At 62.2% G+C, this 15,065-nt stretch carries 13 protein-coding genes and 4 tRNA genes; 11 read left to right on the top strand and 6 right to left on the bottom strand.

The genetic code is table 11. The features are described 5' to 3' along the window. Positions 1–579: 579 nt before the first annotated feature. From RY1_RS25335 to RY1_RS25315, 5 genes are all read left to right on the top strand, one after another. Positions 580–966, top strand: a complete 387-nt coding sequence (locus RY1_RS25335; RefSeq protein ID WP_072806816.1) for a hypothetical protein — start codon at positions 580–582, stop codon at positions 964–966. Between the two features lie 49 nt (positions 967–1,015). After that, a complete protein-coding gene (locus RY1_RS25330) occupies positions 1,016–2,314 on the top strand; it encodes an FtsK/SpoIIIE domain-containing protein (RefSeq protein ID WP_072806815.1) in 1,299 nt (432 codons plus the stop codon). A 13-nt stretch (positions 2,315–2,327) separates the two neighbouring features. Further along, positions 2,328–2,735 carry a hypothetical protein gene (locus tag RY1_RS25325; protein WP_072806814.1) on the top strand — a complete coding sequence of 136 codons (408 nt, stop codon included), beginning with the start codon at positions 2,328–2,330 and terminating at the stop codon, positions 2,733–2,735. Positions 2,736–2,872: 137 nt separating this feature from the next. Then, positions 2,873–3,136 (top strand): helix-turn-helix transcriptional regulator, encoded by a 264-nt coding sequence (locus tag RY1_RS25320; protein WP_245819947.1) that lies wholly within the window; start codon positions 2,873–2,875, stop codon positions 3,134–3,136. Between the two features lie 3 nt (positions 3,137–3,139). Further along, positions 3,140–4,195, top strand: coding sequence for a site-specific integrase (locus tag RY1_RS25315; protein WP_072806813.1), 1,056 nt, complete (start codon positions 3,140–3,142; stop codon positions 4,193–4,195). Between the two features lie 120 nt (positions 4,196–4,315). Here the strand turns inward: RY1_RS25315 and RY1_RS25310 are convergent. The 4 genes from RY1_RS25310 to RY1_RS25295 form a co-directional block, all read right to left on the bottom strand. Then, a tRNA-Phe gene (locus RY1_RS25310) sits at positions 4,316–4,392 on the bottom strand. 66 nt (positions 4,393–4,458) lie between these two features. Beyond that, a tRNA-Asp gene (locus RY1_RS25305) sits at positions 4,459–4,532 on the bottom strand. A gap of 118 nt (positions 4,533–4,650) precedes the next feature. After that, a tRNA-Glu gene (locus tag RY1_RS25300) sits at positions 4,651–4,723 on the bottom strand. A gap of 79 nt (positions 4,724–4,802) precedes the next feature. Continuing rightward, on the bottom strand, positions 4,803–5,471 hold the full coding sequence (locus RY1_RS25295; RefSeq protein ID WP_072806812.1) for a TetR family transcriptional regulator: 669 nt from the start codon (positions 5,469–5,471) through the stop codon (positions 4,803–4,805). Between the two features lie 801 nt (positions 5,472–6,272). On the opposite strand from RY1_RS25295, the gene RY1_RS25290 reads away from it, so the two are divergent. From RY1_RS25290 to phoU, 6 genes are all read left to right on the top strand, one after another. Continuing rightward, positions 6,273–7,517 (top strand): lipase family protein, encoded by a 1,245-nt coding sequence (locus RY1_RS25290; RefSeq protein WP_072806811.1) that lies wholly within the window; start codon positions 6,273–6,275, stop codon positions 7,515–7,517. A 53-nt stretch (positions 7,518–7,570) separates the two neighbouring features. Beyond that, positions 7,571–7,646: transfer RNA gene (locus tag RY1_RS25285), tRNA-Lys, on the top strand. 363 nt (positions 7,647–8,009) lie between these two features. Beyond that, on the top strand, positions 8,010–8,966 hold the full coding sequence (locus RY1_RS25280) for an acyl-ACP desaturase (protein WP_072806810.1): 957 nt from the start codon (positions 8,010–8,012) through the stop codon (positions 8,964–8,966). A gap of 93 nt (positions 8,967–9,059) precedes the next feature. Next, complete coding sequence (dusB, locus tag RY1_RS25275; protein ID WP_072806809.1) at positions 9,060–10,199, top strand: tRNA dihydrouridine synthase DusB; 1,140 nt, start codon at positions 9,060–9,062, stop codon at positions 10,197–10,199. Between the two features lie 114 nt (positions 10,200–10,313). Beyond that, on the top strand, positions 10,314–12,284 hold the full coding sequence (locus tag RY1_RS25270; protein WP_072806808.1) for an LCP family protein: 1,971 nt from the start codon (positions 10,314–10,316) through the stop codon (positions 12,282–12,284). A 73-nt stretch (positions 12,285–12,357) separates the two neighbouring features. Next, positions 12,358–13,038 (top strand): phosphate signaling complex protein PhoU, encoded by a 681-nt coding sequence (phoU, locus tag RY1_RS25265; protein ID WP_072806807.1) that lies wholly within the window; start codon positions 12,358–12,360, stop codon positions 13,036–13,038. A 308-nt stretch (positions 13,039–13,346) separates the two neighbouring features. On the opposite strand, the gene pstB is transcribed toward phoU, so the two are convergent. Both pstB and pstA read right to left on the bottom strand, forming a co-directional pair. Then, a complete protein-coding gene (gene pstB, locus RY1_RS25260) occupies positions 13,347–14,123 on the bottom strand; it encodes a phosphate ABC transporter ATP-binding protein PstB (RefSeq protein ID WP_072806806.1) in 777 nt (258 codons plus the stop codon). A gap of 31 nt (positions 14,124–14,154) precedes the next feature. Then, positions 14,155–15,063: a phosphate ABC transporter permease PstA gene (pstA, locus tag RY1_RS25255; RefSeq protein ID WP_072806805.1), complete on the bottom strand. Its 909-nt coding sequence runs from the start codon at positions 15,061–15,063 to the stop codon at positions 14,155–14,157. Positions 15,064–15,065 lie beyond the last annotated feature (2 nt).

Genomic DNA, 15,065 nt, shown 5'->3' with positions numbered 1-15,065 from the left:
GCAACGTAGACACCGCCGGAACCTGGGGAACCGGACATCGCAACCGTCCTGGCGACTGTCGATCAGCGCGCCGCGTATTCGCCAGTGCTCGGGGGCGGAGGGTGTTGTGGTCGGTGAGGTGGACGCGGAATTCGTGCGGGTAACCCACCGGGGACAACGTGGGGAAATCACGGGGGTGACGTGCGGGAACCCACCGGGCGCGACGTGGGGAATCCATGGGGGGTGACCTGTGGGAACCTACAGGGACCGACGACTGGAAACCACCGCGGCTACACGGAGGGGCAACCGCGGCTGGGCACTCCTGCAAGCAGGGTGGGATGCCCGTGGCCATTCCGCCGGGGAGTCACCATTATCCGTTGCTGCACAACATATTTGGTCTTGCCAGCATCTATATTTGTGCTCTACGGTTGCGGAGGGCCAACGAGCTAGTCCCGTTGGACCAGGAGGCTCGCAGGGCCTTGGATGCAAGGTCGCAGACGACTAAACCCAGTCTGCAGTAGTGGTTTTCGACGACTGTGGGCAAAGCGCCTTGACCTCCGTAGATCGCAATGAATCAAGTCGAACCAGAGGAGAAAATTCATGGCAACCATCGGTGAGCTCGACACGTTTCCGGCACGCTGGCCGGCGGGCTGGACCCTGATTCACATCGAGACTGCGCAGAAGTTGGATGGAATGGGCCAGGACGCAGTTCCCAAGGTCAACAGGGAGGGGCTACCAGGATGGGAAATCAAGGCCATCGCTAGCACCCCTGAGGGCAAGAAGCTGATGAAGTTCACTGTTTGGGACCACGCAACTCCTGCCTTGCCAGACTTCGCACCGATTCGGCTCGTCGGGGACGCGTTGGTCATTCATCCGTGGGCTACGGCTGGCAAGGGAGGTGCGCGCGGCGGATTCTGGTACGAGGTGCAGGGCGTAGAGCCTCTCGACGGAACCGCTGCACCGAAAAAGACTGGAGCGGCAGCGTGATGGCCCTTTCAGGACCAACTGTGCGCAAGATCGATCGAGTCGAGCGGTGATGCTCGCGTTCTGGGTGGCACTTTTAGTTGCCACCGTGGTTTACGTCCGCATGGCCGATGGAATCGACTCGACCATCGATGACGCTGAGCACCGGATTCGTGACCGGTTGCGCCCAGAGCAGGAAATGCTTCTGCAGCCGCTGCTACAAGCGTCTCGCTCGTCCGGCGAGTGGATCGATTTTTGGAATCGCGTCGGGCTGGTGCATCTCGATCCTCGGGATGGGGTGATCGATTGCCCCACTCCCTCAGACGCGTTCTCCACCCCCTCCGGCGGTGCGATCGCAATCGTCAGCCTCGTACGGGGCCAGACGCACGATAGCTACGCCCGTAAGGCAAGTGAATTGGCAGTCATGCTCGCCGCTCCGCGCGGTGTTCGGATTGTTGCGATCGACCCTGTTCACGTAGGGATCGAGATTCTCAGTCCCACTGATCCGTTGGGTGTTCACCGCGAGGTCGTTACACCTGATCGGATGGAAGACTTCATGTTGCCAATCGGGGTCACTGATACCGGACATGCGCTATTCGACCTTCGCGAGCGTAGCGGCTGGTTGATCGCCGGTGCCCCAGGCTCCGGAAAGTCGGGCTCCCTGCAAGCCATCATGGCAACACTCTGTGCATCGTCGTCGGTCGAGCTTGCTGTAGTCGACGGCAAGGGCGGCAGCGAATGGGACTGGCTGCGCGACAGGGCATTCAGATTCGATTCACAGGAGTCGAATTTGGAAGACATCCGATTGTCGATCGAGCACGTTCACTCGATCATGTTGCATCGGCTCCAAACTATTCGCGAGCGAGTGGGTAGATCCAACGTTTGGGGTGCGGGTTCGACACCGACAGAGGCTTTTCCATTGGTCGTCACTTTCATCGACGAGTGCCAGTTCTTGTTCGACCAGAAGATGTCGACCAGAGCTGCAGAGAAGAAGTCCCGCGAAGTGATCATCGCAATGGTCACAGATCTCATTCGGCGAGGTCGATCCGTCGGTCACCTGACGGTGCTTGTCACCCAAAAGCCAACCACCGACTCCATCCCCAGTGCAATCCGCGAAAACTGTGGTTTCCGAATGTGTTTCGCCGTGTCGACCGACGATGCAGGCGTGGCAGCTCTGGGTGATTCGATCAGGTCTTCGCGGACTGTGCCGTGGGAGCTGCGGCTGCCAACCGATCGGGGGGTTTGCGTCACCGACCTCGGCGCGAACGGCTTCGCTCGGGTCCGATGCTCGTTCATGTCCGAGGAACATGCGAGTGCCTCGATCGTATCGAAGAAGTCTCGCGATCCACAGCTCATATCTACTTCGAACTAGGGAGGTTCAGCGAATGCACCAAGGAGAGAACGTATTCGAGCGTGGTCGTTGGCCCGTTACCATCCGCATCGACGCAGCTCGTGCAGCGGAGCAAGCTCGGGCGAAGGCACGCCGGACCGCGCTCGCGCTGGCTGCAGTGGCGTTCTTCGCGGTACTGGTGCTGACAGCATGCGGCGGCCACCGTGACGCGAGTCAAAGCGCGTCTATGCCGTTCTTCGCGACTGCACCATCCGATATCGAAGCCCAGACAGGGGCTACAACAGCTCTACCTCGTCCGACGGGAACATTCTGGGAGCGCGGTTACTGCTGGTTCAACCAGGGCAACGCTCGTGGAATCCGGGACTTGGACGGCGGCCCTATGGCTCTGATGCTGATCTACAACGGCGAGTTCCCGACAACCGCTCAGTGCCCATCGGGTTAGTCGATGGGGAGCGAGGTTCGCGTCAAGATCAAATGCGGCCGATGCGGGACACCACTGGGTTCGGTTCACCCACCAGCTCCACCAGTTCCAGTCATCTGCTCGAACTGTCGAAACGCCCACAAGAGAAGGAGTGCGAAATGAAAACCACCGCAGATTCGGTGTCGGCCGGAGGACCGCGCCCCAACGGTGACTGGACCGACAACCCGTTGCTGACTGCGCAGGAAGTTAGCCACATGACGTCGATACCGGTCAGCACGCTGCATGACCTTGCAGTGCGGAGAGAGGCGTACCCGTCTCTTCCCAGCGACGGCCCGGTTCACGTCAGGCTCGGCCCGAGACGGAGGCGTTGGTTGCTGTCGGACGTATCCGACTTCTTGAACTCGCGCCGTGTGACGGGGTAGCGCGTGTCCATCACGAAGAAGCAGACGACCAACGGCACAAGATGGGTTGTCGAGTGGAGGTTGCCAGGCCGAGTGAAGCGACGTCGAACGTTCCAGACTGAGCGTGAGGCGCGGCTGTTTCAGGCTGAGCAGCTCACCGCTCACAGCAAGGGCGTCTACTTCGACCCTCGACGCGGAAACTCGATCACATTGGCCCACGCCTACACCTCATGGTTTGCGACGCGGCAGGATCTGACTCCGAAGGTGCGACGCGGTTACGAGGACTGTTGGCGACTTTCGGTGTCGACATTCGCCAGCTGGCCGGTCAGCAAGTTGGATCGAGGCAGCATCCAAGACTTCGTGAACGCCATGACCGACGTTGGTCCTCGCACTCAGAGGTGGCGACACAGCGTCCTCAAGATGGTTCTCGATCACGCGGTCAGCGAGGGATGGATCGCCAAGAATCCCGCAGCAAAGACGATCTTCCCACCACTCGTCGACCAGCAACATGTGTACCTCACTCCCACCGAAGTAGACGCTTTGGCAGGGCTGTGTGGAGCTCAGGGTGATGTCGTGACGATCCTGGCCTACACCGGTATGCGCTTCGGCGAGCTGATGGGCCTCAACGTTGAGGATGTCGACCTTGTCGCTCGGAGGATTCGAGTCCGGCGATCGATCACTCAGGTGGGTGGCAAGCTGGTTGTTGGTGCTCCCAAGTCCAAAGCAGGCAAGAGATCGATCCCGATCCCCCGCAAACTCGACCCGATCTTGGAGGCACGAATCGGTGGACGTCCGCGAACGCAACCGGCAATAGCGTCTCCGAAAGGCTTCCGGCTGGGACGGGAAAATTGGGTTCGAACCGTGTCGTGGCGGGCTCAAACTGTCGAAATCGGTCGACCGACACTTCGAATCCACGATCTGCGCCATACCTACGCCAGTCTTGCTCGCTCTGCTGGTGCCGATCTACGACTGCTGCAGAAGACGATGGGCCACGCGTCGATCACAGTGACAGCACATACGTACGCGGATCTGTACGACGGGGAACTGGACGCCGTGGCCGAGGCTCTGGATTCGCTCTAGAGGGCCACAGTAGCCGTGTAGAACAGGCGGTTGGCCCACTTTTGGCCCACCGAGAAGTAGAACCGTGATTGACCAGATAGCTGAAACCGGGCCGGTGGCCCTTTGTACTGGGCAAAGATGTGGTGGCCAGGGCCGGGATCGAACCGGCGACCTTCCGCTTTTCAGGCGGACGCTCGTACCAACTGAGCTACCTGGCCGGGCGGCACCGGTATCAAATTTCAACTCGATGTCACTCGCAAGCCGGCACCTTCGTACCGAATTTGCGACCCTGACGGGACTCGAACCCGCGACCTCCGCCGTGACAGGGCGGCGCGCTAACCAACTGCGCCACAGGGCCTTGCTTGTATTTCAACCGACACAAACCCTAGCAGGTGATCACCCTGCTTCGAACCGCGGCGGCCTGCAAGAGACTGCTGTACTGCAGGTCGGTTTGTCAATTCCGACCTTGTCCTACGTACCCCCTACGGGATTCGAACCCGCGCTACCGCCTTGAAAGGGCGGCGTCCTAGGCCGCTAGACGAAGGGGGCCCGCCGAACTGCTCCGACGTTACCCTCAACGGCGTTCCGTTGGGAGCTGGGATAGCTTAGGACACTTTTCGAGAAAAACTCAAACCGGCAGGTCAGAGGCGTTTTCTACGGCCGCGACGGACTCGGAGGGCCATCCTTCGACGCGCCAGGCATCGAGCCACTTCGGTGTCGCCATCGCGAACAGCACCACTTCGAGGGATTCTTCGAACATCGATCGGAGATCTTTGCTGTCCGATACGAGGTCGGCCATGTAGCGCTGGCCAGCCAACGACGCGACCAGCACCCGAATGAACTTCTCGGGGCCGAACTCGGGCTGAAGGTCGCCCATGTCCTGAGCCCTCCGCGCGAGCCCGAGACCCGTCATTCCCCATACCCGACCGCCACCGGTCTGCACTTCGCTGTAGAACTCGGGCTCGACGATGAGACGGAACTCGGCCCGAATGATCACGTCGTTCTGGAACCCACGTGCGATGTCGTCGATGATGCCGTGGATCACATGGAACGGATGCAGCGTCGAGTTCTTCCAGCGTTCGGTGATCGCGACATACTTGTCCAGAGCCGACGTGAGCACCGCCCTGGCCAGGTCTTCCTTCGACTGGAAGTGAAAATACATCGCTCCTTTGGTGGCGTTGGAGCCCTCGAGGATCGTGTTGACCGATGCCGCCGCGTAACCACGCCGAGCGAACTCGGACGCCGCGGCCTCCACGATCGCTGCTCGGGTCCTACGTGCGCGCTCTTGTTGTGCCATTGCTATTCCGTGCCTTCCGAACCCACGCGACCCGCTTCTATCTGCAGGCAATACCGCTATTCGAGCCTACTTCACCTCGGCCCGAAATGACCGTCCTCCGACTTGGAAACAGCTGGGAAAACCAGCAATCGGACAATTCGACGCGCCACAACAAACAATCCGAGTGGTATGCTCCGTCACGGCTCGAGTGCGCTGCAGGGGGTGCGCACTCGGGTCGCCTGCTATCTGGGACCTTCATCCGAATGTCGTATCGTTCGCCACTGACAGTACCGGGCGATCACAGTCGGCACGGTGTACTCGTCGACATACGACGGCTGAGTACTCACGATACGACGGCTGGGTACTCACCCCCGCACGCCCGGGCACAATCTCGCGACCTTCCGAGCCGCGCATGACACCACCGACGAACTCGCCCGCATCTGCCGGTACGCAAAGCGGATGTTCGCCCGAATTCGGTCCGGATCCGAGGTGGAAGCCTCGGATAGCCCTCCCGTTATCCCATCACGCGGTATCCATATGTAGTTGAACCGCGAATCATTCTCTGAGGTAGCACTTTTCGTCGAATCCCGACGCTCCGATCATGTCCGACTGAATACCTGTTCAAACTCGCGGCACTACAACGATTTTCGAGCCGCTTGGAGAATCGCGCTCGCTATGCCATTGCTGCCGACGGATTCTCGCATTGCACTCTCGTAACGTTTCGAACTCGACGTGAGCACGTTGCATACATCCGCGTCGCCACAGTTCTAACGTGGCCTAGAACACATCGGGTCGACCACGACTACGAATCCAGGTGAGAGCATGACACTCTTCACTCGTTCGGCAGGAACACTTCTCGCGCTCACGCTGATCGTGACTGCACCGTGGACGGCAGGCGCAGACCCGGTCACCGATTTCATCACTCCAGCCCAAGACCCTGCTCTCGCGGCTGCGACACCCCTGGGCGAACCATGGTTCGACCCGCCCGACGGATACGAATCCTTGCCTCCCGGAAGTGTTCTCAATACCCGCTCGGTACAGGTGGGCCCACTCCTCACACCGACGACATCTACCCAGATTCTCTATCGCAGCACCGATTCCAAGAATCGGCCGGTCGCTGCGGCCACCACCGTGATAGTTCCGAACTCACCGTGGACCGGCCATGGAACTCGCCCGGTGGTTGCCTACAACATGGCGATCGACTCGCTGGGCAACACGTGCGCTCCCTCGTGGACGCTTCCGCGCGGAATCGCTCCGGAAATTGTTGCGGTACAACTATTTCTGGCGAAGAACTATGCCGTCGTCGTCACCGATCATCAGGGCCCGAGGCAGGCATACGCTGCCGGCCGCATGGCGGGACACGCCGTCCTCGATGCACTACGAGCAATGGTCGGGGTCCCACAGCTGGGTCTACCGGCAGAATCGCCGATCGCGATCACGGGTTACTCCGGCGGCGCCATCGCCTCCGGCTGGGCCGCCCAACTCGCCCCCACTTACGCGCCGGAAGTCAACCTCGTCGGAACCGCGTTCGGCGGCGCCCCGATCGACTATCGAATACTGCTCGGCTCCATGAACGGTCGCAATGCGTCGTCCACTCTGTTCCTGTCGGCCGCCATGGGCGTTGCCCGCGAATATCCCGAAATGTTCCAACTCATGAACGCGAACGGCCTCAGACTCGCCCAGATCGCTAAGGACATGTGCGTCTACCTACTTGCACCGGGGGGCCTGGTGGCGCCGATTCCCACTCAGGCACTCTCGGACATTCCCGACGTCGACCGCTCGCCCATCGCGGAGTCCATCATCGCCGACACCCGGATGGGCGGGGACCTCGCCCCGACGACACCGGTGTTCATCTATCAGGGTCAGCAGGAGTTCTGGATTCCGAGACAGGGCGCCGAGACGTTGTACGACGAGTGGTGCGCCCACGGAGCCGACGTACGGCTGGAGGAATACCTCGGCGAACACGTCATCGTCGCGGTGTCGGGTCTTCCCGCCTCCCACGACTGGATCGACGACCGGCTCGCAGGAGTCCCCGCCCCCGACGGCTGCAGCAGCTTCGGAAGATAGCTGGGGGGTGCCTCCCCTCACCCCGAATGTGCACCATTACACTTTCGATCCGCGCCCCTATAGCTCAGTTGGTAGAGCTACGGACTTTTAATCCGCAGGTCGTAGGTTCGAGTCCTACTGGGGGCACCACGTCGTCGTCTCGAGGGTTCCATTCACGCACCCGGCATCGGACACCCTGTAATGATTTTTCCCAGGTGACGGTTTCGCCTCGATCGTGTGTCGAAGATGTCGCAACGCGGTGTGTCGGCCGCATTCCCCGGGAAGCCTGCGATCGAATGCACAGCAGATCGGCAGCTATGGGGCACCCACTTTTCGAGGGCGCAGTCGTACACTCGGTAACGGTTCGACAACGGGGAGCGAACTGACACGGGGGAAATACTCCGAAGTACCAGCTGATCACCAGAGCCTGGCGTGCCTCTCGAGGAGAGTGCGCAGCCAAGTTACGGTGCCGTAAGCTGGGTCCGGTTATCCGCAATGTATGGAGGCAATGTAATGGCGAGGGATCTGACACAGCTGGAGCTGCTACAAGAGCTGGTTCCAGTTGCGGAAGACAACGTGAACCGCCACATGTCCATGGCGAAGGAGTGGCACCCACACGACTACGTCCCGTGGGATTCCGGCCGCAACTTCGCCGCGCTGGGTGGTACGGATTACGACCCGGAGCAGAGTCAGCTCTCCGAGGTCGCGCGGGCAGCGATGATCACCAACCTGCTCACCGAGGACAACCTGCCGTCGTATCACCGCGAGATCGCGGAGAATTTCTCGCAGGACGGCGCCTGGGGCACATGGGTCGGCCGGTGGACCGCCGAGGAGAACCGTCACGGCATCGTGATGCGCGACTACCTCGTCGTCACCCGAGGCGTAGATCCGGTCGCCCTCGAAGAGGCGCGCATGATCCACATGACCAACGGTTTCGCATCACCCGCAGGCTCGACGACCGGTCTGTTGCATTCGGTGTCGTACGTGACATTCCAGGAACTCGCGACGCGTGTGTCGCACCGCAACACCGGCAAGGTCTGCGACGACCCGATCGCCGACCGCATGCTCCAGCGCATCGCCGCCGACGAGAACCTGCACATGATCTTCTACCGCAACATCTGCGGTGCGGCGATCGACATCGCCCCGGATCAGACGCTCGAGGCCATCTCGGACATCGTCATGAACTTCCAGATGCCCGGTGCGGGCATGCCGAATTTCCGTCGCAACGGTGTTCTGATGGCCAAGCACGGCATCTACGACCTGCGTCAGCACCTCGAAGACGTCGTCTGGCCGGTCCTGCGGAAGTGGAGGATCTTCGAGCGCGAGGATTTCACCGGCCGCGGCGAGAACCGGCGCGAGGAACTGGCCGTGTTCCTCGAGGACCTGGAGCGTCAGGCAACCAAGTTCGAGGAGATGCGTGATCGCTCCCTCGCACGCGAGGCTGCCAAGGCGGAGCGTCAGGCTTCCTGAGCTGTCGACATATCCTGATCGTGCCCGGTACCGACGTCGGTGCCGGGCTTCGATCGTTGTAGTACCGACCACAAGAAATTACGAGGCTTTTCGATGACACTGCGGATCGGTTCGCTCGAACTGCACAGTCCGGTCGTTCTGGCACCCATGGCGGGCGTGACCAACGTCGCGTTTCGCACGCTGTGCCGCGAGCAGGAGATCGCCCGTGCCGGGAGCACGTCCGGCCTGTACGTCTGCGAAATGGTCACCGCTCGTGCGCTCGTCGAGCGCCAACCGGCGACCATGCACATGACGACCTTCGGTCCTACCGAAACGCCTCGCTCGCTCCAGCTCTACACCGTCGACCCGGACACGACGTATGCCGCCGCCAAGATGATCGTCGACGACAACCTCGCCGATCACATCGACATGAACTTCGGCTGCCCGGTGCCGAAGGTCACCAAGAAGGGCGGCGGAGCTGCTCTGCCGTACAAGCGAAATCTCTTCCGACGAATTGTCGCTGCGGCCGTCAAGGCAACCGAGGGCACCTCGGTACCCGTCACCGTGAAGTTTCGTATCGGCATCGACGCCGAACATCACACGCACCTCGACGCCGGACGCATCGCCGCGGCCGAGGGTGCTGCCGCGGTCGCGCTGCACGCCCGAACTGCATCGCAGCGATACTCCGGCACTGCCGACTGGAACGAGATCGCCCGCCTCAAGGAGCACGTGACCGACGTGCCCGTGCTCGGCAACGGCGACATCTTCTCGGCATCCGATGCAGTGCGGATGATGGCCGAGACGGGGTGCGACGGCGTCGTCGTCGGTCGAGGCTGCCTCGGACGGCCGTGGTTGTTCGCCGAGCTCAGTGCACGGTTCGCGGGGCGCCCCGAGCCAACCCCTCCGTCACTGGGCGAGGTCGCAACCATCATTCGTCGTCATGCCGAACTGCTCGCCGACCACCATGGCGAGGACAAGGGCCTTCGTGAGCTGCGCAAGCACGTCGCGTGGTACCTGCGCGGCTTCCCAGCAGGTTCCGACCTGCGGGTCTCGATGGCACTGGTCAAAACCTTGACCGAGCTCGACGACCTGCTCGGACGTCTCGATCCGTCGGTTCCGTTTCCGAAGGACGCCGAGGGACCGCGCGGACGGCAGGGGTCGCCGGGGGCGGTCTCGTTGCCCGAAGGATGGCTCGACGACCCGGAGGACGACCGCGTTCCCGTCGGCGCCGATCTGATGCACTCCGGCGGTTGACCTGCGGGGACGGCCTCGACCGGTCGTCCGAAGTGGACCGGAACCGTTTCCTCAGTATCATGGCTGGGATCGCCTGACTCGGCGTGAAGACACCGCCAGGAAGGCCAAGAATTCGTGGGTGACGATCGAGATTCGGGCCCGCCTGCGCCCGAAGGTCGGGCGCCATGGGAACGCCCGATCTCCCGAGTGCGACAGCACTCCTCCGATGTACCGCCGTCTACGAGCACGCCTCGATCGAGTTCTTCCCGTCCTCCGGCTGCACCGCAGTCGCCGCGACAGTCCGAGCCCGACGAGTTGCAGCCACGGTCACCGAGCGACAGTGGCAGGCTGAGCCGGTTGGGAAAACGCTCGCCGAAGCTGACGGACTCCGTCTCCGTGGCCGAGCTCGTGGGCAAGATGGCCGACGACGACAAACGCGCGCCGGAGGCGCCTGCACCCGCGCCCATCGCTGCCGCCGGTCCGGATGTCGAAGCCCCCACCGAGAAGATCGACCCGATCACCGACGACACCCCGCCTCCGGTGTCCGCGCAGCCCGAGGCCGTCGGCGCCCCGGCCGACGACCGCCCCGCACTCACTCGTCTTGCCATGAGCAAGGTGCGCCGCCGCAAGCGGGTCCGCAATGTCGCGCGCGGCTTCGTCTCCATCATCGCAATCCTGGCCGTCGCACTCACCGGTGTGGTGTGGGGTTACCTGCGCAGCACCGACCGCGGATTCGCGCAGGTCGCCGCGCTCGATCCCGATTCCACCGACGTCGTCGATGCGGCAGGCCAGTACGGCGACGAGACCTACCTGATCGTCGGCACCGACACCCGAGCGGGCGCGAGCGGCGAAATCGGCGCAGGAACTGTCGAAGACGCCGAAGGTGCTCGTTCGGACACAGTCATGCTCGTCAACATTCCGGCCGACCGCAGCCGCGTCGTCGCCGTGTCCTTCCCGCGCGACCTTGATGTCACCAGGCCCGAATGCGAGGCGTTCGACAACGACACCAACACGTACACGGGTGAGATGTATCCGGCTGCCGACGGCGACAAGCTCAACGCGACCTACGCGCTCGGCGGGCCGAAGTGCCTGGTGAAGACGATCCAAAAGATATCGGGCCTGAAAATCGGACACTTCGTCGGAATGGACTTCGCGGGGTTCGAGTCGATGGTCGACGAGGTCGGCGGCGTCGACGTGTGCACTCCACAGCCCCTCGTCGACTACGAGTTGGGGACCGTGCTCGCGCAGCCCGGCGAACAACGTATCGACGGCCGCACGGCCCTGAACTACGTTCGCGCACGCCACGTGGACTCCGAGGGCAACGGCGACTACGGACGCATCAAACGTCAGCAGCGATTCCTGTCCTCCCTGCTCAGGTCTGCGTTGTCGAACAAAGTCCTACTCGACCCCGGCAAGCTCAACGGCTTCGTCAATGCCTTCACCAGCGACACCTTCGTGGAGAACGTCAAGACTCAGGACCTGGTGACGCTCGGCCGCTCGTTGCAGAACGTCGACGCGGGCGCTGTGACGTTCCTGACCCTCCCGACGGCGGGCACCAACGACTGGGGCAACGAAATCCCGATGGACGACGCCATCGCCGCGATCTTCAGTGCCATCATCAACGACGACCCGCTGCCCGGTGAAGAACGCGAGGAAACGACCAGTACGACGCCGGCGCCTCCGCAACAGACTGCGCCGTTGCTGGCCGTCGACCCGACGACGGTGTCGATCCAGGTCTCCAACGCGTCCGAGACCGCCGGCATGGCTGCGACAGCGTCCGAGGAACTGTCGACCTACGGGTTCCAGATCGTGAACGTCGGCAACTTCGTCGGAACTGCGACACAGACCGTCGTTCGTTACTCGGAGGGACAGGAATCCGAAGCCGCGACTGTGGCGTCGGCCATTCCTGGAGCCGTCATCGAGCAGTCCCAGGGCTTGGATAGTTTGGTCGAGGTGGTCCTCGGATCCGACTACCCCGGGTACACGAACGCGCCGACGACATTCGGGGAGCCGATCGACGCGACCCAGGTTCAGGGCAGCACCGAGGGCGCAGCACTCCCCACCGACCTGGCCTTCACCAACGCAGCGGACGATACCTGCGCTTGACCGCGATCCATTCATGCCCCGTTCATCCTCGCGCCCACGACCGGTTGGGTGTGACCTACTAAACTTCGCTTCTATGCGCGTCGCCTACAACGAACAGATGAACGAGTTGGCCGATCTCCTCGGTGAGATGGCCACCTTGGCCGGGTCCGCCATGGACAAAGCCACCCAATCCCTCCTGCAAGCCGATCTCGTCCTGGCCGAGCAGGTCATTTCCGACCACGACAAGATCACCGACCTCAGCGCGGTCTGCGAGGAGAAGGCGTTCTCGCTGCTCGCCCTCCAGGCTCCGGTAGCCGGCGATCTCCGATCTGTCGTATCCGGCATTCAGATCGTCGCCGACATCGATCGGATGGGGGCGCTCGCGCTGCACGTCGCGAAGATCACCCGTCGTCGTCACCCCAACCACACCCTCCCCGAAGAGGTCAACGGCTACTTCGCCGAAATGGGCCGCATCGCCGTCCAGCTCGGCGCGTCCGCCCGCGAAGTCCTCGAGACACGCGACCCCGAGCGGGCAGCCAAGCTCCGCGAGGAGGACGAGGCGATGGACGATCTGCATCGCCACCTGTTCACCGTTCTGATGGACCGCGAGTGGAAGCACGGCGTAGCTGCAGCCGTGGACGTCACCCTTCTGGGCCGCTTCTACGAGCGGTTCGCCGACCACGCCGTCGAGGTCGGGCGTCGTGTCATCTTCCTCGTCACCGGCGAACTTCCCACCGAGCTCAGCTCCAACCCCAAGAAACTCCCCAGCGCCTGACGGTCTGCGGCTGCTGGGCGGTCCACCGTTGTGGGGGGCGAATGTCACCTTTGGTCTGCCCATCTGGGTGGACCGAGGGTGACATTCGCTCGTCTGCTGGGGTGACCGAATGTCACCCTCGCGCTCTTTCAGTGAGCGAATGGCGCCCTGGACCACTCAGAGTTACCAAATGTGACATCCGCTCACACCCTCCGACGGTGACCGAAGGTGACATCCGCTCACACCAGAACCGAGAACCCCAACCCCCGCGCACACGGAAGACCCCCGACACTCCTGGGAGCGCCGGGGGTTCTTCGTAGGGAATCGAACTATCCGAAGCGTCCGGAGATGTAGTCCTCGGTGGCCTTCTGGGCCGGGTTGGAGAAGATTTTTTCCGTGTCGTCGATTTCGATCAGACGACCGGGCTTACCGGTGGCTTCGAGGTTGAAGAAGCCGGTCTGGTCGCTCACGCGCGCAGCCTGCTGCATGTTGTGCGTGACGATGACGATGGTGAAGTCCTTCTTCAGCTCGCCGATGAGGTCTTCGATGGCAAGGGTGGAGATGGGGTCGAGTGCCGAGCAAGGCTCGTCCATGAGCAGGACGTCGGGCTGCACCGCGATGGCCCTGGCGATGCACAGTCGCTGCTGCTGACCGCCGGACAGTCCGCCGCCTGGCTTCTCGAGGCGATCCTTGACCTCGTTCCAGAGGTTGGCTCCCTTGAGGGAGCGCTCGGCGATCTCGTCGAGTTCCTTCTTGTTCTTGCCGCCCTGAAGTTTGAGGCCGGCGACCACGTTGTCACGGATCGACATGGTAGGGAACGGGTTCGGACGCTGGAAGACCATTCCGATGGTGCGTCGCACACCGACTGGGTCGACGCCGGAACCGTAGATGTCTTCTCCGTCGAGCAGGACGGAACCTTCGACGCGGGCTCCTGGCGTCACCTCGTGCATGCGGTTGAGCGAGCGGAGCACGGTGGACTTTCCGCAGCCGGACGGTCCGATGAATGCTGTCACGCCGCGCGGCGGGACGGCGAGGGTGACGTTCGAGACGGCATGGAACTTGCCGTAGTAGATGTTGACGTCTTTGAGGTCGAGACGCTTTGCCATGGTCGGCTCCTGGAGTTCTATGGGGAAAGGGTCAGAAGTTCTTGGGCGAGAAGAACTTGGAGACCAACTTCGCGCCGATGTTGAGCAGGGCAATGATCAGGATCAGCGTCAGTGCTGCTCCCCACATGCGCTCGGAGGTGAGCGCGCCGGTTCCTGCTTTCTGCAGGTCGACCATCATGAGCGGCAGTGACGTCTGCGGCCCTTCGAACAGATTGAAGTTGATCGCGGTTGCAGATCCGACCAGGATCAGTACCGGTGCAGTTTCACCCATGACGCGAGCCAGAGCAAGCATGATGCCGGTGACGATGCCGGACAGTGCCGTCGGGACGACGATCTTGGCGATCGTCTTCCACTTGGGAACACCGAGGGCGTACGACGCCTCACGCAGATCCTGCGGAACGATGCGCAACATCTCTTCGGAGGATCGGACGATGACAGGAATCATCAGCAGCACGAGCGCGAGCGATACCGCGAGCCCGGACCGGTCGAACCCGAATGTCGCGATCCACAGTGTGTAGATGAACAGCGCCGCAACGATCGACGGCACACCGGTGAGAATGTCGACCATGAACGTCGTCAGCTTGGCCAGCCGTGTGCCCGCACCGTATTCGACGAGGTAGATCGCGACGAAGATTCCGATCGGAATCGAGATCAGAGCACAGAACAATCCTTGCAGCAGCGTTCCGACGATGGCGTGATAGGCGCCGCCGCCTGCGATGAACTGTGTGATTCCGGCCTGCGAGTTCTGCCACCACGCCGGTGCGACGACGGCCGAAAGACCGCGCGAGACAACGGTGTACAGCACCCAGATCAGTGGAACGAGAGCGACCAGCACGGAAAGACTGACGAGCACCGAGGCAGCCGCATTGGAGAATTTGCGACGAGCACTGACGCCCTTGAAGGTCGGTTCCTTGACCGGGCGATCCATGGTTGTGGTCATGG

Source organism: Rhodococcus yunnanensis NBRC 103083 (assembly GCF_001895005.1).
Classification (GTDB): domain Bacteria; phylum Actinomycetota; class Actinomycetes; order Mycobacteriales; family Mycobacteriaceae; genus Rhodococcoides; species Rhodococcoides yunnanense.
This window is presented reverse-complemented; position numbering and strand designations above follow the sequence as displayed.

Bases quoted from the DNA above. Each gene is read 5' to 3' on its own strand.
- RY1_RS25335 (WP_072806816.1), top strand. From the start codon at position 580: ATGGCAACCATCGGTGAGCTCGACACGTTTCCGGCACGCTGGCCGGCG.
- RY1_RS25330 (WP_072806815.1), top strand. From the start codon at position 1,016: ATGCTCGCGTTCTGGGTGGCACTTTTAGTTGCCACCGTGGTTTACGTC.
- RY1_RS25325 (WP_072806814.1), top strand. From the start codon at position 2,328: ATGCACCAAGGAGAGAACGTATTCGAGCGTGGTCGTTGGCCCGTTACC.
- RY1_RS25320 (WP_245819947.1), top strand. From the start codon at position 2,873: ATGAAAACCACCGCAGATTCGGTGTCGGCCGGAGGACCGCGCCCCAAC.
- RY1_RS25295 (WP_072806812.1), bottom strand. From the start codon at position 5,471: ATGGCACAACAAGAGCGCGCACGTAGGACCCGAGCAGCGATCGTGGAG.
- RY1_RS25290 (WP_072806811.1), top strand. From the start codon at position 6,273: ATGACACTCTTCACTCGTTCGGCAGGAACACTTCTCGCGCTCACGCTG.
- RY1_RS25280 (WP_072806810.1), top strand. From the start codon at position 8,010: ATGGCGAGGGATCTGACACAGCTGGAGCTGCTACAAGAGCTGGTTCCA.
- dusB (WP_072806809.1), top strand. From the start codon at position 9,060: ATGACACTGCGGATCGGTTCGCTCGAACTGCACAGTCCGGTCGTTCTG.
- phoU (WP_072806807.1), top strand. From the start codon at position 12,358: ATGCGCGTCGCCTACAACGAACAGATGAACGAGTTGGCCGATCTCCTC.
- pstB (WP_072806806.1), bottom strand. From the start codon at position 14,123: ATGGCAAAGCGTCTCGACCTCAAAGACGTCAACATCTACTACGGCAAG.
- pstA (WP_072806805.1), bottom strand. From the start codon at position 15,063: ATGACCACAACCATGGATCGCCCGGTCAAGGAACCGACCTTCAAGGGC.